Source organism: Stenotrophomonas sp. TWI169 (assembly GCF_039674705.1).
GTDB classification, from domain to species: Bacteria; Pseudomonadota; Gammaproteobacteria; order Xanthomonadales; family Xanthomonadaceae; genus Stenotrophomonas; species Stenotrophomonas maltophilia_P.
The window spans coordinates 241,592-257,435 of record NZ_JBDJOB010000002.1; the positions used below are offsets into that span (position 1 = coordinate 241,592).

16 protein-coding genes are annotated in these 15,844 nt (G+C 67.3%); 9 read left to right on the plus strand and 7 right to left on the minus strand.

What is annotated here, in order from left to right:
* Positions 1–51: 51 nt before the first annotated feature.
* The 6 genes from ABE543_RS02835 to ABE543_RS02860 all read left to right on the plus strand — a co-directional run bounded on the left by ABE543_RS02835 (position 52) and on the right by ABE543_RS02860 (position 6,065).
* Entirely contained in the window at positions 52–1,488 is a 1,437-nt protein-coding gene (locus ABE543_RS02835) for an SH3 domain-containing protein (RefSeq protein ID WP_111186651.1), read from the plus strand.
* A complete protein-coding gene (locus ABE543_RS02840) occupies positions 1,485–2,591 on the plus strand; it encodes a dipeptide epimerase (RefSeq protein ID WP_111186635.1) in 1,107 nt (368 codons plus the stop codon). Before ABE543_RS02835 ends, ABE543_RS02840 begins: the two co-directional genes overlap by 4 nt.
* Before the next feature lie 73 nt (positions 2,592–2,664).
* Complete coding sequence (locus ABE543_RS02845; RefSeq protein ID WP_346475278.1) at positions 2,665–3,510, plus strand: MurR/RpiR family transcriptional regulator; 846 nt, start codon at positions 2,665–2,667, stop codon at positions 3,508–3,510.
* Positions 3,511–3,537: 27 nt separating this feature from the next.
* Positions 3,538–4,314, plus strand: coding sequence for a L,D-transpeptidase family protein (locus ABE543_RS02850; protein ID WP_279942934.1), 777 nt, complete (start codon positions 3,538–3,540; stop codon positions 4,312–4,314).
* A complete protein-coding gene (locus ABE543_RS02855; protein ID WP_065175432.1) occupies positions 4,311–5,609 on the plus strand; it encodes an amino acid permease in 1,299 nt (432 codons plus the stop codon). The genes ABE543_RS02850 and ABE543_RS02855 overlap by 4 nt, the downstream gene beginning before the upstream one ends.
* Positions 5,610–5,720: 111 nt before the next feature.
* On the plus strand, positions 5,721–6,065 hold the full coding sequence (locus tag ABE543_RS02860) for a hypothetical protein (RefSeq protein WP_053519473.1): 345 nt from the start codon (positions 5,721–5,723) through the stop codon (positions 6,063–6,065).
* Positions 6,066–6,155: 90 nt separating this feature from the next.
* Here the strand turns inward: ABE543_RS02860 and yiaA are convergent, their stop codons facing one another.
* Positions 6,156–6,605: an inner membrane protein YiaA gene (yiaA, locus tag ABE543_RS02865; protein WP_053519474.1), complete on the minus strand. Its 450-nt coding sequence runs from the start codon at positions 6,603–6,605 to the stop codon at positions 6,156–6,158.
* A 169-nt stretch (positions 6,606–6,774) separates the two neighbouring features.
* On the opposite strand from yiaA, the gene ABE543_RS02870 reads away from it, so the two are divergent.
* Positions 6,775–7,959 carry a PQQ-dependent sugar dehydrogenase gene (locus ABE543_RS02870; protein WP_346475279.1) on the plus strand — a complete coding sequence of 395 codons (1,185 nt, stop codon included), beginning with the start codon at positions 6,775–6,777 and terminating at the stop codon, positions 7,957–7,959.
* Positions 7,960–8,004: 45 nt separating this feature from the next.
* On the opposite strand, the gene ABE543_RS02875 is transcribed toward ABE543_RS02870, so the two are convergent.
* The 5 genes from ABE543_RS02875 to tsaD form a co-directional block, all read right to left on the minus strand.
* The gene (locus ABE543_RS02875; protein WP_253119765.1) at positions 8,005–8,520 is read right to left on the minus strand and encodes a hypothetical protein; all 516 of its coding nucleotides are present in this window, start codon (positions 8,518–8,520) and stop codon (positions 8,005–8,007) included.
* 106 nt (positions 8,521–8,626) lie between these two features.
* Positions 8,627–10,801, minus strand: a complete 2,175-nt coding sequence (locus tag ABE543_RS02880) for a glycoside hydrolase family 3 N-terminal domain-containing protein (RefSeq protein WP_065175435.1) — start codon at positions 10,799–10,801, stop codon at positions 8,627–8,629.
* A 128-nt stretch (positions 10,802–10,929) separates the two neighbouring features.
* On the minus strand, positions 10,930–12,201 hold the full coding sequence (locus ABE543_RS02885; protein WP_065175436.1) for a mechanosensitive ion channel domain-containing protein: 1,272 nt from the start codon (positions 12,199–12,201) through the stop codon (positions 10,930–10,932).
* Between the two features lie 65 nt (positions 12,202–12,266).
* Positions 12,267–12,620, minus strand: a complete 354-nt coding sequence (gene folB / locus ABE543_RS02890; protein WP_053519479.1) for a dihydroneopterin aldolase — start codon at positions 12,618–12,620, stop codon at positions 12,267–12,269.
* A gap of 124 nt (positions 12,621–12,744) precedes the next feature.
* A complete protein-coding gene (gene tsaD, locus ABE543_RS02895) occupies positions 12,745–13,770 on the minus strand; it encodes a tRNA (adenosine(37)-N6)-threonylcarbamoyltransferase complex transferase subunit TsaD (RefSeq protein ID WP_053519480.1) in 1,026 nt (341 codons plus the stop codon).
* A gap of 167 nt (positions 13,771–13,937) precedes the next feature.
* On the opposite strand from tsaD, the gene rpsU reads away from it, so the two are divergent.
* Both rpsU and ABE543_RS02905 read left to right on the plus strand, forming a co-directional pair.
* A complete protein-coding gene (rpsU, locus tag ABE543_RS02900; RefSeq protein WP_002808376.1) occupies positions 13,938–14,153 on the plus strand; it encodes a 30S ribosomal protein S21 in 216 nt (71 codons plus the stop codon).
* A gap of 133 nt (positions 14,154–14,286) precedes the next feature.
* Positions 14,287–14,733 (plus strand): GatB/YqeY domain-containing protein, encoded by a 447-nt coding sequence (locus ABE543_RS02905; RefSeq protein WP_065175438.1) that lies wholly within the window; start codon positions 14,287–14,289, stop codon positions 14,731–14,733.
* Between the two features lie 78 nt (positions 14,734–14,811).
* Here ABE543_RS02905 and ABE543_RS02910 read toward each other — a convergent pair whose 3' ends face one another.
* Positions 14,812–15,750, minus strand: coding sequence for a hypothetical protein (locus ABE543_RS02910; protein WP_229765859.1), 939 nt, complete (start codon positions 15,748–15,750; stop codon positions 14,812–14,814).
* Positions 15,751–15,844: the final 94 nt, after the last annotated feature.

The window sequence follows — 15,844 nt, forward strand, 5'->3', positions numbered from 1 at the left end:
AGGCGAAAGGAATAAATATTCCTTAAGGCATTCGAGGAGGGTGTGCTGCGCATGATCCTGGCTTCCCGCGAACCGCGCCGGCAGTGGCCGCGCCGGTTGACCCTGGCCCTGTGCCTGTTCGCCGCACCGGCCTTCGTGCAGGCTGCCGCGCCCGATCCGGGCGCGCCGCTGCCGTATGTGATCGGTCTGCACGAGGCTTACCTGACCCCGGACTACTGGGCCGCCCGGCTGGACGATGCCGATGCGCCGATCCTCGACCGCGCACAGATCCAGGCGCAGAACGCACGGATGCGCGCAGAGGATGCCCATATCCAGGACATCGCCGCCCTGCCCGCCCAGCTGGATGCGGCACAGGTACGCAGCAGCATCACGGCGCTGTCGAGCTGGCCCACGCGTACGCTCTACAACGCCAAGGGGCAGGCGATCGCGCCGGCAGTGCGCAAGGCCATCGAAGCCAACCTCGGCCTGGATGCGATTCCCGCACAGGTGGCGCCCGACTACGGGCTGGTGGTGAAGCGTGCCGCACTGCGCACCTTCCCGACCCGCGAGCGGGTCTTCAGCACGGTGGGCGATACCGATATCGATCGCTTCCAGGAATCGGCGCTGTTCCCCGGTGACAAGGTCGCCGTGGTCCATCGCAGCAGCGATGGCCGCTGGTTGTTCGTGCACAGCGAGCGTTACAGCGCATGGATCGAAACGGACGCCGTGGCCACCGGCGACAAGACCAGCGTGCTCGGCTATGGCAGCGCCGGCCCGTACCGCATCGTCACCGGCGCCACCGCGCACACCGTCTACACGCCGGAAGAGCCGCGCGTCTCGCGCCTGCAGCTGGACATGGGCGTGCGCCTGCCGGTGCTGGCCGACTGGCCTGCGGCCACGCCGGTCAACGGCCAGCAGGCCCACGCCTCATGGGTGGTGCAGCTGCCCGTGCGCGAGGCCGATGGACGACTGAAGCTGGTTCCGGCACTGCTGCCGCGCTCGCAGGACACGGCCGCCGATTACCTGCCGCTGACCCCTCGCCGGCTGTTGCAGCAGGCGTTCAAGTTCCTGGGTGAGCGCTATGGCTGGGGCCATGACTACGATACCCGCGACTGCAGCGGCTTCGTTTCGGAAATCTACCGCAGCTTCGGCGTGCTGCTGCCGCGCAATACCAGCGCCCAGGCGATCAGCCCGGCACTGGATCGCCTGCCGTTCACCAGCAGGGATGGCAAGGCCGCGCGCGAACGTGCCGTCACCGGCCTGCAGGTCGGTGATCTGGTCTACATCCCCGGCCATGTGATGATGGCCATCGGCCACGTCGACGGCCGCACCTGGGTCATCCACGATACGGCCGGCGGCAGCTGGTTCGGCGCCGACGGCACGCGTGTGCAGGCCCATCTCAATGGTGTTTCGGTCACGCCGCTGGAGCCGATGATGGCCAGCGACACGGTCCGCTACATCGACCGCATCACCAACATCCAGCGCCTGCGGGCCAAGACCCCTGAATGAAGATCACCGCCATTGAACTGGGCATGCTGCGCGTGCCGCTGAAGACCCCCTTCAAGACCGCCCTGCGTACCGTGGAAACCGTGGAGGACGTGGTGGTGCTGATCCGCACCGACAGCGGCCACACCGGGTACGGCGAGGCGCCGGCCACCGCGGTGATCACCGGTGATACGCATGGCTCGATCATCGAAGCGATCCGCCACTTCATCGCTCCACGCCTGATCGGGCAGGACGTTGCTAACCTCAACCGCCTGTGCGGGCTGGTGCAGACGTCGATGGAGCGCAATACCAGCGCCAAGGCCGCAGTGGAGATCGCCCTGTACGACCTGTGGGCGCAGCTGCATGGTGCGCCGCTGTACCAGATGCTCGGCGGCGGCGACCCGGTCATCACCACCGACATCACCATCAGCGTGGACTACATCGACAAGATGGTGGCCGATTCGCTGTCGGCGATCGAGCGTGGCTTCGAGTCGCTGAAGATCAAGGTCGGCAAGGACATCGGCCTGGACATCGAGCGGGTCAAGGCGATCCACGCGGCGGTTGAAGGCCGCGCCCTGCTGCGCCTGGACGCCAACCAGGGCTGGACCGCCAAGCAGGCGGTGCACGCGATGCGCACGCTGGAGGATGCCGGGGTGGTGCTGGAGCTGCTGGAGCAGCCGGTGAAGGCCGCCGACATCAGTGGCCTGAAGTACGTGACCGACCGGGTCAACACGCCCGTCATGGCCGATGAGAGCGTGTTCAGTCCCAGCCAGGTGATGGACCTGATCCAGCAGCGCGCGGCGGACATCATCAACATCAAGCTGATGAAGACCGGTGGCCTGTCCAATGCCATCCGCATCGCCGACATCGCCGGCATCTACGGCGTGCCGTGCATGATCGGCTGCATGATCGAATCGAGCATCAGCGTGGCCGCGGCCGTGCACCTGGCCGTGGCCAGGAGTGATGTGATCACCAAGGTCGACCTGGACGGCCCTTCGCTGGGCCAGTTCGACCCGGTCAGCGGCGGGGTCAACTTCAACGAGTCGGAGATCACCATCAGCGATGCGCCGGGGCTGGGAATCACCGAGGTGCGCGGGCTGGAGATGATCACGCCGCCGCGCTGGTAGGCCGCTGCACGGGCGCTACCGCCGACCGTTGATCCCGCTTACCCTTCCTGCAACCGGACCCACGCTGAGCCCCATGCCACCCCTGGTGAAAATCCGCTCCGAGCGCGGGCAGATGTCGGCCATCGAACGCCGCATCGCCGACTTCATCCTCGACAACGCGCACCTGCTGCGCGACTACTCGTCGCAGCAGCTGGCCAGCGCGCTGGGCATCAGCCAGTCCAGCGTGGTGAAGTTCAGCCAGAAGCTGGGCTTCAAGGGTTACCCGGACCTGAAGTACTCGATCGGCCAGGACGTGGCGCGCGCCGGCCACGATCCGCAGGCACGCCCGCCGTCGCCGAGCGCCGATGACTACGCCGACATCGCCGGGCGCCTGCGCCTGAGCCGGGCAGCCGCCGAGGAAGAGACCAGCCTGGCCAATGCGCAGGCTGATGTGGAGGCCATCGTGCGACTGCTCGACAGGGCGCCCAAAGTGTTCGTGTACGGCCTTGGCGATGACGGCCTGTACGCGCGCGAGTTCGCCATGCGACTGTCGCTGCTGGGCATGCTGACCGTGCACCATGCCGATCCGATCCTGATGATGGCCACCCTGTCAGCGGCGCGGGCCGGTGATGCCATGCTGGTGTTCTCCGAGTTCGGCAAGCTGCCGCAGCTGTTCCAGCTGTCGCGGCAGTTCCAGGACGTGGGCGGGAAGGTGGTGTCGATCACCCGCCACACCGCCAACCCACTGCGCGCACATGCCGACCAGTCACTGGTGGTCTGCGCCCATGACCCCGCACCGCACGTGGCGCAGCTGCTGTACCGTGCTTCACTGCAGTCCCTGCTCGACTTCGTCTTCGTGCTTTTGTGCCATGCCAACCCGGACCGCCACCGCCAGCTCGGGGTGAACCTGGAACGGATCGAACACCTGATCGACGCCTGATCGACCCCTGGTTCACTGGAGTCCACGATGCTGCCGCTGCTGCGTACCGCCCTCGCTGTCACCGCTCTGGCCACCGCGCTGCCCGCTGGCGCGCTCACCCTGCTGCCGCCGATGGCGCGCAGTCTGCAGGCCATCGTGGTGGTCACCGACAGCTGGGATGCCACCCAGGGCCGGCTGCAGGCCTATGAGCGCAGGAGCAGCGACGACACGTGGCGCCCGCACGGCCCGGCCTTCACCGTGGCCGTGGGGCGTGAGGGCAGCGCGTGGGGCGTGGGCCGTGCGTCGCTGCACAACCAGGGGCCGCAGAAGACGGAAGGCGACGGGCGCAGTCCGGCCGGCGTCTTCGATATCGGCCCCGCGTTCGGCTACGCGCCGACGATCGCCAGCGCGATGCCGTATCTGCCGATGACGGCCAGCCACTACTGCATGGATGTACCCGCCTCGCGCTACTACAACCGCATCGTCGATGCGGCGGACGTAGGTACCGCCGCAGTGGAAGGCTCCACCGAACCGATGCGGCTGGACCTGCACAACAAGGGCGATGTTCGCTACCGCGAGGGCTTCGTGATCGAGCACAACAGCAGCCGCAGGCCGGGCAAGGGCAGTTGCATCTTCGCCCACCTCTGGCGCAAACCGGGCGAGGCCACGGCCGGTTGTACGGCAATGGAGCCGCGCCACATGACGGCCCTGCTGGCCTGGCTGAAGCCGGACACGCGCGCGGTCTTCGTCCTGCTGCCCAAGACGGAGTACGACAACCTGCAGGGGCCGTGGCAGCTGCCGGCCCTGACCGGAGCGTTGCGTTGAGCGCCCCGGACGAACCGCAGCTGCAGCGCGCGGTCAGCCGCTGGCAGATCGTCGGCCTGTCGATCAACGACGTGATCGGCAGCGGCATCTATCTGCTGCCGGCGGCCACCGTCGCCCTGCTGGGCCCCTTCAGCCTGTGGGGCGTGGTCGCCGCCGGCATCGTGGTGGCCCTGCTGGTGCTGTGCTACGCGCAGGCCGCCAGTTACTTCGATGAACCCGGCGGCAGCTATCTGTATGCCCGCGAAGCCTTTGGCCGCTTCGCCGGCTTCGAGATCGGCTGGATGATCTGGCTGACCCGTATCAGCTCGGCGGCCGCACTCAGCAATGCGCTGGCCGATGCGGTCGCGCGCTTCTGGCCCTGGGCCGGGGCCGGCACGGGTCGCCTTGCCGTGATCGTGCTGTCGCTGGGTTTCCTGACCGGCGTGAACATCATCGGCGTGCGCTCGGCGGCCCGCACCGGCATCGTGCTGGTGATCGGCAAGATGCTGCCGCTGCTGCTGTTCGTGGCCATCGGCGCGTTCTACATCGATCCGCAGCTGGCGTTCTCCGGCCAGCGCCCGGACCCGCACGACCTGCAGCGCATGGGTGAGGCCGCATTGTTGCTGCTGTATGCCTACGCTGGTTTCGAGAACATCCCGGCGGCAGCCGGCGAGTACCGCAACCCCCGTCGCGACATTCCATTCGCGTTGATCACCATGATCATCACCGTCACCGTCATCTACGGCGCGGTGCAGGTGGTGGCGCAGGGCACCCTGGCCGGGCTTGCGTCGTCGCCGACACCGCTGGCCGATGCCGCAGCCGGATTCGGCGGTGAGGCACTGGCGTTGATCCTGACCGTCGGCGCGACCATCTCCATTCTCGGCACCAACAGCAATACGATGATGATGGGCCCGCGCTTCCTGTTCGCGCTTGCCCGCGATGGCTACGGGCCGAAGATCCTCGCGCAGGTCCATCCGCGCTTCCGCACACCGGCTGCCGCGATCTTCTGCCAGGGGCTGATCGCCCTCGGCCTGGCGCTGTCCGGTTCGTTCGTTCAGCTGGCGCTGCTGTCGATGACCACGCGACTGTTCGCCTACATCGGAACCGCGGCGGCCGTGCTGGTGCTGGCCAAGCGCTACGCCGACCGGCCGGGCGCACTGAAGCTGCCGGGCGGGCCGCTGATTCCGGTCCTGGCCCTGTTGCTCTGCCTGGCCCTGTTCGCCAGTGCCAGCTGGCAGAACATCGCCGCCGCACTGGTCGCCTTCGCCATCGGCGCAGTGATCTACAAACTGCCGCGCAAGGATGTGGGCGCCTGATGATCGGCAGCGACGGCGCGGATGGAGGACACCTTCCCTTCACGCGAGCGGACCGGACTGTTAACCGCCATGGCGGCATGATCGAAGCTCATCCACCACGGAGCCCGATCGATGAGCCCCGAGTACCAGATCCCCGGCCGCGTGCCGGATGACAGCGCACCGCGCCAGGCCGTTTCCGACTTCTGGCGCGAGCGTTACACCGCTGAACCCTATTACGACAACCAGCTGTTCTTCGAGGACTACGAGCCGGCCTATCGCATCGGCCACGCTGCCCGCGCGCAGGACATGATCCGCGCGTACGAAGAGGTGGAAGCCGAACTCGAGTCGCGCTGGGCGAGCGAGCGCGGCAAGAGCCGGCTGGAGTGGGCGCAGGCCCGCAACGCCGTCCGCCGCGGCTGGGAAGAAGCGGTCAACCTCGACCAGCGCCTGGACCGGGGCGTACCGCGCGGCACCTGAGGGCACGCCCCGCTGCGGCCGGGCCATGCCCGGCTGTCCTTCGGCACTGCGGCAGAGCCGGGCTGGTCCCGGCTCTGCGCAATCCGGGCGTCAATCGTGTTCCGGCAGCGGCGGCACGGCCTGACCGCGTGCATTGCCGCCGTTGGCGGCGATCAGGTCGCGGGTGTTCTTCTGCACCGCGACCGCGCCGAACAGCGCAAGTGCGAAGGCCATGGCGTAGAAGCCCTTCTCGCTCAACAGCAACGTGGCATTCCACAGGCCCACCAGCAACAGCAGCAGCGCCGACAGCAGGGCGAACCAGCACAGCGCGTAGTACAGGCCGCTGACCGGGATGCCCTCCACGCGGTCGCGCACGCTCTTCTGCAGCGATACCGCCGCAAACAGGCCGTACAGCAGCAACGCCAGGTAGTAGCCCTTCTCGTTCAGGGCCATTTCGGCGTTGAACAGGCCGATCAGATAAGCCACCGCGCCAAGCAGCAGCGCCACCCACGAAGCGGCGACGAAGGCGGGAGATGGCTTGTGGGTCGGAACAGTGTGCATTGCAGATCCTTGGCAGACAGACGGGCATGCATTGCCCGGGCGTGCCCACCCTAGACGATCCGCCCCACGTCGCACAGGGGGTAGCAGGACCTTCGGGCCACGACGGTCACACCCGCAGTGGTATACAAGGGAACGCTTGGCCATCCGCATCCCCGCCCTGGAGATTCCCATGACCCGCACGCCCCTGCTGCTTGCCCTCGGCCTGGCGCCGATTCTCGCCACCACGGCCTGCAACGCCGCCGATCCTGCATCCGCTGCTGCCGGTACTGCCGCCACCGCTGCGGCACCCGCTGCGGCTGCGTCCGCAACCGACCAGCGACCGTTCACCGCCACGGAAGTCAGCCGTTTCGATCAACCGTGGGCAATGACCTTCCTGCCCGATGGCAGCCTGCTGGTCACCGAAAAGCGCGGCAAACTGCAGCACCTGGACGTGGCCAGCGGCCAGAAGCATGAGATCACGGGCGTACCGAAGGTCGCCTATGGTGGCCAGGGCGGCTTCGGCGACGTCATCCTGCACCCCGACTTCGCCCGCAACCAAGTCATTTACGTCAGTTATGCGGAGGAGGGCACGCTGGATACCCGCGGCGCTGCCGTGGCCCGCGCCACGCTTGCCCTGGACGCCGATGGCGGCGGCCAGCTCAAGGATCTGAAGGTGATCTGGCGACAGACACCGAAGGTCAGCGGGCAGGGCCACTACGGCCATCGCCTGGTGTTCGGTCCGGACGGCAAGCTCTGGATCAGCTCCAGCGAACGGCAGAAATTCGACCCCGCGCAGGACATGGGCGGCAACCTCGGCAAGATCATCCGCCTCAACGACGATGGCAGCCTGCCGGCGGACAATCCGTTCGCGTCACAGGGCGGCGTGGCTGCGCAGGTGTGGTCGCTCGGCCATCGCAACATCCTGGGCATGGCCTTCGATGCCAACGGCAAGCTGTGGGCGCATGAGATGGGACCGGCGGGCGGAGACGAACTGAACCTGATCGTGCGGGGCGCCAACTACGGCTACCCGGTGGTCTCCAACGGCGACCACTACGACGGCCGGCCGATTCCCGACCATGACACGCGCCCGGAGTTCGCCGCGCCGAAGGTGACCTGGACGCCGGTCATCTCGCCTGCGGGCTTCGTCATCTACAGCGGCACCCTGTTCCCGCAGTGGAAGGGCAGCGGCTTCATCGGCGGCCTGTCCTCCACATCACTGGTGCGCGTGGCCTTCGAGGGCGACAACGCGCGCGAGGCGGAACGCTTCAACATGGGTGAGCGCATCCGTGAAGTGGAACAGGGGCCCGATGGCGCGCTGTGGCTGCTTGAAGATGGCAGCAAGGCGCGCCTGCTCAAGCTCACGCCGAAGACCTGATCAGGTAACGCAGGGTGGCGGGCCAGTGCCCGTCACCCTGCACGCTCACTGGATGGTGACGACCTTCACTTCGGTCCGGGTGCAGGCCGCATCAAGGCACTGGCCGCTCAACCACACCTGGCCATCGCCGATCATCACGCCCTGCTGGTTGACGAACACCTTGCCGAAATCCTGTGCGGACACCGCCTTGACCACGGCCGGCGTGATGATCTTCTCGTAGCTGCGCTGGAATTCGCCCGGTCCGGCGATCGTCTTTCCGCCGCTGATGTTCAACGGGAAACGTATTTCCTCGACGACCGCCGCGCGATCACCGCCGACCACCGCCGTTCTGAAGGCAGTGAAGACCTTCTCGTACTGCGCCGCGTCACCGAGCAGTGTCTCGATGCGCGCGCGCGCATCTTCGGTCTGTTCGCTCGCGGGTGCCGCAGGTGCTGCCGGTGCTGCCTGCACGGGTTCGGCCGGCGGTGCGGCAGCGGGCGTTGCCTCCGGAGCCGTCGGCGGCGCCGGCTGTGCACAGGCTGCCAGCAGCAGCGCGGGGGCCAGGAAAGCACTCTTGCGCATGGTCGGGCTCCATCGGATCACGAACCCCGATGGTAGCGCCGGGTCAGGCCCGGCGTGTTTGCCATGGGTGACGACGCCGGGCATGGCCCGGCGCTACCGTTCCCGTTCAGCCCTTCAGCAGTTCGAACTGCACCGGCTCGCCAGCCGCTGACGAGGCGCACACCCACAACTCGAACAGGCCCGGCTCGGCACGCAGCACGCCATCGCGGCCGGTGAACGCCAACTGCTCGCGATGCAGGGTGAACACCACATCGGTGGATTCGCCCGGCTGCAGTGCGACCTTGCGGAAGTCCTTCAGCTCGCGCACCGGCCGCACGCGGCTGGCCACGCGGTCATGGATGTACAGCTGCACCACTTCCTCGCCAGCCACGGTACCGGTGTTGGTCAGCGTGGTGGTGATGGTCAGGGTGTCGTCCCAGCCCAGCTGTGCCGTGCTGAGCTGCGGCACGCCATAGGCGAAGGTGGTGTAGCCGATGCCATGGCCGAACGGATACAGCGGCTCGTTGGGAATCTCGCGCCAGCGGGCCTTGAACTCCGACATCGTCGGCAGTTCGGGGCGGCCGGTACGCGGATGGTTGTAGAAGTACGGCTGCTGGCCGGATACCTGCGGGAAGCTGACCGGCAGGCGGCCGGACGGGCTGTAGTCGCCGAACAGCACATCGGCCACCGCATGACCGGTCTGCGTGCCCAGGTACCAGGTGACCGCCACGGCCTGCGCATTGCGCACCGCGCCTTGCAGGGCCAGCGCGCGGCCATTGCGCAGCAGCACCACCAGCGGCTTGCCGGTCATCGCCACCGCCTCGGCCAGTGCCTGCTGCGCCGGCGGCAGGGTGATCTCCACGCGCGACTGCGCTTCGCCGCTGTAGCGCTGAGGCTCGCCCAGCGCCAACACCACCACGTCGGCACGCAGCGCAGCCGCCACGGCGGCTTCGGTGCCCCCCGGGATCGCGGTTTCCAGATCGCAACCGGGCACGATCTCCAGCAGCGACGCGTCACCGATGGCGGCACGCACACCGGTTTCCAGGTCCACATAACGCTGCTTGTCGCCGAACAGGGTCCAGCAGCCTTCGATGTTTTCGCGGTCCTGCACGAACGGGCCGATCAGCGCGATCTTCTGCCCGGTCTTCTGCAGCGGCAGCACGTTGTCACGGTTGTTCAGCAGCACGATCGAACGGCGCGCGGCATCGCGCGAGAGCTCATCATGTGCGGCGATGTGCGAGTCGTCCGCTTCGCGGGCCGGGTCCAGCGACCGGTACGGGTCGTCGAACAGGCCGATGGTTTCCTTCAGCCACAGGATGCGGCGCACGCCCTCATCCAGCACCGCCATCGGCACCTCGCCGCTTTCCACCAGGCCTGGCAGGTGCTCGGCATAGAAGCCGCTCTGCATGCTCAGGTCCAGGCCTGCGGTGAAGGCCTTGGCGGTGGCGTCGCGGTCATCGGCGGCGTAGCCGTGCGCCACCAGTTCCATGTCGGCGGTGTAATCGGAGATCACCACACCCGGGAACTTCCACTCGCCACGCAGGATGTCGGTGAGCAGTTCTGCATTGGCGCTGGCCGGCACGCCGTTGATGTCGTTGAACGAGGACATCACCGTGATCGCACCGGCATCGAAGGCCGCCTTGAACGGCGGCAGGTGCACGTCGCGCAGGGTCTGCGGCGAGATGTCCACCATGTTGTATTCCATGCCGGCCATCACCGCGCCATAGGCGGCGAAATGCTTGGGCGTGGCCAGCAGCGAATCGGCGGCACGCAGGTCGCTGCCCTGGAAGCCGCGCACACGGGCGGCGGCGAAGGCACAGCCCAGCACCACGTCCTCGCCTGCGCCTTCGGCGCCACGGCCCCAGCGCTGGTCGCGGGCGATGTCCACGGCAGGCGCATAGGTCCAGTGCAGGCCGGCGGCGGTGGCCTCGACCGCAGTGGCGCGGGCGGTGCGCTCGGCCAGGTCCGGCTCGAAGCTGGCGGCCTCGCCCAGCGGGATCGGGAACACGGTGCGCATGCCGTGGATGACGTCGGCAGCGAGGATGACCGGGATGCCCAGCCGGCTCTCCTCGGTCGCGACCTGCTGGATGCGGCGGCCCAGTTCGGCGCCCACCCCGTTGAACAGCGAGCCGACCTTGCCCTCGCGCACCTGCTGCAGCACCTGGTCGGCATTGCGCACGTTGGCTTCCGGGTTCACGTCCGGGGCGAACGGGCGGACCATGTCCGCGAAAACACCCAGCTGGCCGACCTTTTCCTCGACGGTCATCTGGGCAATGAGGGATTCGATGCGTTCGGAGGCCACCGGCAGTCCTTGATGAAAACGTTTACAAGCCCGGCATTCTAGCGATCCCGGGCCATTTGGCGAGAGGTTTCGGCATTCAGTTTCATCCACCAGCGGGGTCCGTACGGTCCCGCGGGCGGCACGGCAGCTTACTCCGAGCGGGCCGACTGGCGCTGCCCGGCCATCAACATGGCGTCGCTGGACGCCTGGAACACCCTCAGGCCGAAGGCCGGCAGGATCGCCAGCAGATGGTCGAAAATGTCCGACTGCACGGCCTCGTACTCCGCCCAGGCGGTAGTGCGGGTGAAGCAGTACAGCTCCAGCGGCAGGCCCTCGGTGGTCGGTTGCAGCTGTCGCACCAGCAGGGTCATGTCGGTGTGGATACCCGGGTGGCTGCGCAGGTAGCGCTCCACATAGGCCCGGAACGTGCCCAGATTGGTCACCCGGCGGCTGTTCACGTCCGCCACGCCCTGTTCGCGCAGGCGCCCGTTCCACTGCCCCAGCTCCTGCTCCTTGTCGCGCAGGTAGTCGCGCAGCAGGGCGAACTCACCGAGGAAGGCCAGGTCGCCCTCGTCCAGGAAGCCGACGCTGTGCTGGTCCAGGTACAGCGCGCGCTTGATGCGGCGGCCACCGGCCTCCTGCATGCCGCGCCAGTTCTTGAACGACTCGGTCACCAGCTTCTTGGTCGGGATGGTGGTGATGGTCTTGTCGAAGTTCTGCACGGTGATGGTGTGCAGGGCGATGTCGATGACGTCACCATCGGCGTTCTGGCTCGGCATCTCGATCCAGTCGCCGATGCGCACGCGGCCATCGCCACTGATCTGCACGCTGGCCACCAGCGAGAGGATGGTGTCCTGGAAGATCAGCATCAGCACGGCCGTGGCCGCACCCAGGCCGGTCACCAGCGGGCCCAGTGCCACGCCCAGCAGGGTGGAGATGATCGCCAGGCCGGCCGCCACGAAGATCACGATCTTGACCACCTGCAGGTAGCCCTTGATCGGCTTGTTGCGCGCATCCGGCTTGCGCTCGTAAAGGCTGTTGGCCGCATCCAGCGCATGCGAGAACGCCAGCGAGACGGTCAGCACCGCCCACACGATGCACAGCTTGACGATGACGCTGACCAGCCCGGGCGGCAGATCGGGAATGAGGGTGATGCCAGAGGCGATCACCTGGCTGGGCACCACGTTGGACAACCGCGAGATGACCCGCATCAGATGGCTGCCACGCCCGGATTCGGCACCGGGCAGGCGCTGCAGCAGACGGCGCAGGCCGCGCACCAGGATGCGCTTGGTCACCCAGTTGGCCAGGCCCGCCGCGAGCAGCAGGGCCGAAATCATCAACGCCAGGTAGGCGCCGGGATAGGGTTCCAGTGTGTTCTGCAGCCGCTCCATCCACTGTACCGCCACCACCGCATCCACCATCAGTCGTCTCCTGTTTCAGTCATTTCGCTTGAAGAAGTTGCCGGCCACCGGCTGACGCTGCTGTTTCAGCCGCGTTCGCGCTCGATGATCACGCCGACCGCGCGCGCGCCGCGCACCGCTCCCGGCTTGCTCAGCTTCAGCCGCAGCCAGCGCACATCGAACTCGTCGAGCACGATCTGCGCGCAACGTTCGGCCAGGGTCTCGACCAGGCCGAACTCCGATTCGCGCACGAACTGCTCCAGCCGCTTGCTGACCGCCTTGTAGTTGAGGGTATGGGCGATATCGTCGGTCGCTGCCGGGCGCCGGTTGTCGAAACCCATCTCCAGGTCGAACACCAGGTCCTGCCGGATCCGCCGTTCCCAATCGTAGATGCCGATCAGGGCGTCGATCGTCAGCCCCTCGATGAAAACCTTGTCCATTGCGGTTACCAGCGGGAAAACAGACGGTCATGGTAACGGCACGGAACCACCACTGCCTGAAACGACCGGATCCCGGCACGTCCGCCGCTACGGTCGCAGCCTGTGTGGATGGGTGCGCCGCGGGTCACACCGCGGGCAGCGTCGCCATGTCCCAGCGCGGGGTCACGTCAACGTTCGGCGGGTTGTGCTGCCCGGCCTGCAGGCGCAGGGCGCCGGCGAAAGCGATCATCGCGCCGTTGTCGGTGCACAGCGCCGGCCGCGGGAAGCAGGCACGCCCCCCGAGGCGTTCGGCCATCTGCTGCAGGCGGGCACGCAGCCGCGTATTGGCACCGACACCGCCGGCCACCACGATCACATTGGTGCCGGCTGCTTCCAGCGCGCGTTCGCACTTGATCGACAGGGTCTCCACCACCGCATCCTCGAAACCGCGCGCGATGTCGGCGCGGGTCTGGTCGCTCTGGTCGCTGTCACGCCAGGCCATCAGCACCTGGGTCTTCAGGCCGGAGAAGCTGAAATCCAGACCCGGGCGATCGGTCATCGGCCGCGCGAAACGGTAGGCCCCCGGGGTGCCCTGTTCGGCCAGCTTGGCCAGCTGCGGGCCGCCGGGATAGGGCAGCCCCATCAGTTTGGCAGTCTTGTCGAAGGCTTCGCCGGCCGCATCGTCCAGGGTCTCGCCCAGCAGGCGGTAGCGGCCGATGGCATCGACCGCCACCAGCTGGGTGTGGCCACCGGACACCAGCAGGGCCACGAACGGGGCCTGCGGCGGATCGTCCTCCATCAAGGGCGCCAGCAGGTGCCCTTCCATGTGGTGCACGCCCACGGCCGGCACCTCCAGTGCCCAGGCCAGGGCACGGGCCACCCCGGCACCGACCAGCAGCGCACCGACCAGCCCGGGGCCAGCGGTATAAGCCACGCCATCGATGTCGTCCACGCCCAGGCCCGCCTCGGCCAGGGTCTGCCGGACCAGCGGCAGCAGCTTGCGCACGTGGTCACGGCTGGCCAGCTCGGGCACCACACCGCCGTACTCGGCGTGCAGGGCGATCTGGCTGTAGACCGCATGGGCGCGCAGGGCCGCGCTGCCGGTCAGGTCGGTGTCGTACACCGCCACGCCGGTCTCATCACAGGAAGATTCGATGCCAAGGACTCGCATGCCTGCTATTATGACGCCCCTGCCGCCCCCTCGGGGTGACGTGCAGATCCCACTGCATCCGTATTGCTGGCCCGCATTCAGGCTTGCGTGCTTGCAGTTTGTTGATTCGCCGCTATAATGTGCGGCTCGCCGGGCGTGACCCGGTTCTACTGTGTCCCGGAGATTCCATGCCCAGCGTCAAAGTCCGCGAGAACGAGCCCTTCGAGTTTGCTCTTCGCCGCTTCAAGCGCACTTGCGAAAAGGCCGGTGTGCTGGCCGAAACCCGCAAGCGCGAGTTCTACGAAAAGCCGACCCAGGAGCGCAAGCGCAAGGCCGCCGCTGCTGTGAAGCGTCAGCTGCGCCGCTCGTCGCGCGACGTCACCAAGCGTCAGCGCCTGTACTGATCGGACGCATCTTCATTGCGGCGGGTTCGTCCTTCCGCGGTGAAGCCGAAGCCGGCACGCGCGAGCGTCGCCGGCTTTTTGCGTTTCCGGGCCCGGGCAACCGCCCTGCCCCACTACCACCACGAGGTCTCCCATGAGCATGAAGCAGCAGCTCACCGATGACATGAAGGCCGCCATGAAGGCGGGCGAGAAGGACAAGCTGGGCGTGATCCGCCTGATCAACGCCGCGATCAAGCAGAAGGAAGTGGACGAGCGTATCGAGCTCGACGACACCGCCGTGATCGCCGTGCTGGACAAGATGGTCAAGCAGCGCAAGGACTCGGTCAGCCAGTACGAAGCGGCCAACCGTGAAGACCTGGCCGCGATCGAGCGTGCCGAGATCGTGGTCATCGAGGCCTACCTGCCCGCCAAGATGGGTGAGGCCGAGATCGCCGCCGCCATCCAGGCCGCCATTGCCGAAACCGGTGCCACCGGCCCGGCCGACATGGGCAAGCTGATGGGGGCGCTGAAGCCGAGGCTCGCCGGTCAGGCCGACATGGGCGTGGTGTCCAAGCTGGTCAAGCAGGCCCTGGCTGGCTGATCCGCCACCGCCCCTGCCGGACACGACAAGGCCCGCTTCACGCGGGCCTTGTCATTGCTGCAGCGGCCAGGCCAGCGCTTACACCTGGCGGCAGTTGCGCAGGGTCATGGAACTGCCTTCCACCGCGCTGACCTCGCCTTCCAGCTTGGCCCAGTCGCGCTCGCGCAGCATGGCGAAGTTGGCCGCCTGGTCCGGAGCGAATTCGCAACGGATGGTGTAGTTGTTGTTGTTGAAGGTGTCATTCTGGCGGATCCGCAACAGGCCACGGGTCGGCGTCACCAGGTAGTTGATCGATCCGACCTCACCCGGACGGCTGGAGTAGCTGTTCGAGTTGACCGTGTAGATCTGGCCGTCGATCCGGTAGCGGCGACCGATGTACTTGGCATACACCGGCAGGAAGGTGGCCGAACGGTCGCCCAGGTCTTCCTTGTTGGTGGTGGTGCCCAGCAGCAGGTCCTTGAAGCTGCCCGCGGCGTTGTAGGCCGCCATCGTATCGCGCACCTCCTTGCCCATCTTCTTGGACAGGTCCGGCGCGGTCACGTCCTCCGCCACGGAAGTCGGATACTGCGCGCGCGCAGCGGCGGCCAGCGCGTCCCCCTGGCTGCCCCCCTTGAGCTTGTCGAGCATGTCGCACATCGACTTGCGGGCATCCTCCTGGGCGATGGTCTGGCCGCGGGCCAGCTTGGTGGCCAGGGTGACCCGGCCGCTGCGGTCGGCGGTGCCGATCAGCACCAGCGGCGTGCGCAGGCCCTTGGTCTGGATCAGGTACTGGTTGCCGGTATCGCCTTCCACCAGCTGGCCGCCCACCTCGAACTGGTCATCGGCACCGATCTTGCGAAGCTGGTCCAGTGCACTCTGCACCTTCAGACCGGGCACCGTCAGGTCGGCCATGTACATCGCGCCATTGCGCGGATCCCCGACCGTCTTGAAGGCCTTTTCGCAGGCCGTGGACGCCGCAGCGGCCGAACCGCTCGTCGCCAGCAGCAACACCATCGTGGTGCAGACCATCCCTTTCATAACGCGTCCTTTTGCAGAGAAGTTGGATTGTCGTGGCCCCGCACACAGGCAGTGGGCCCGGATACCGCGGCGGCAGCCCCAGCGCGCCCTCGGT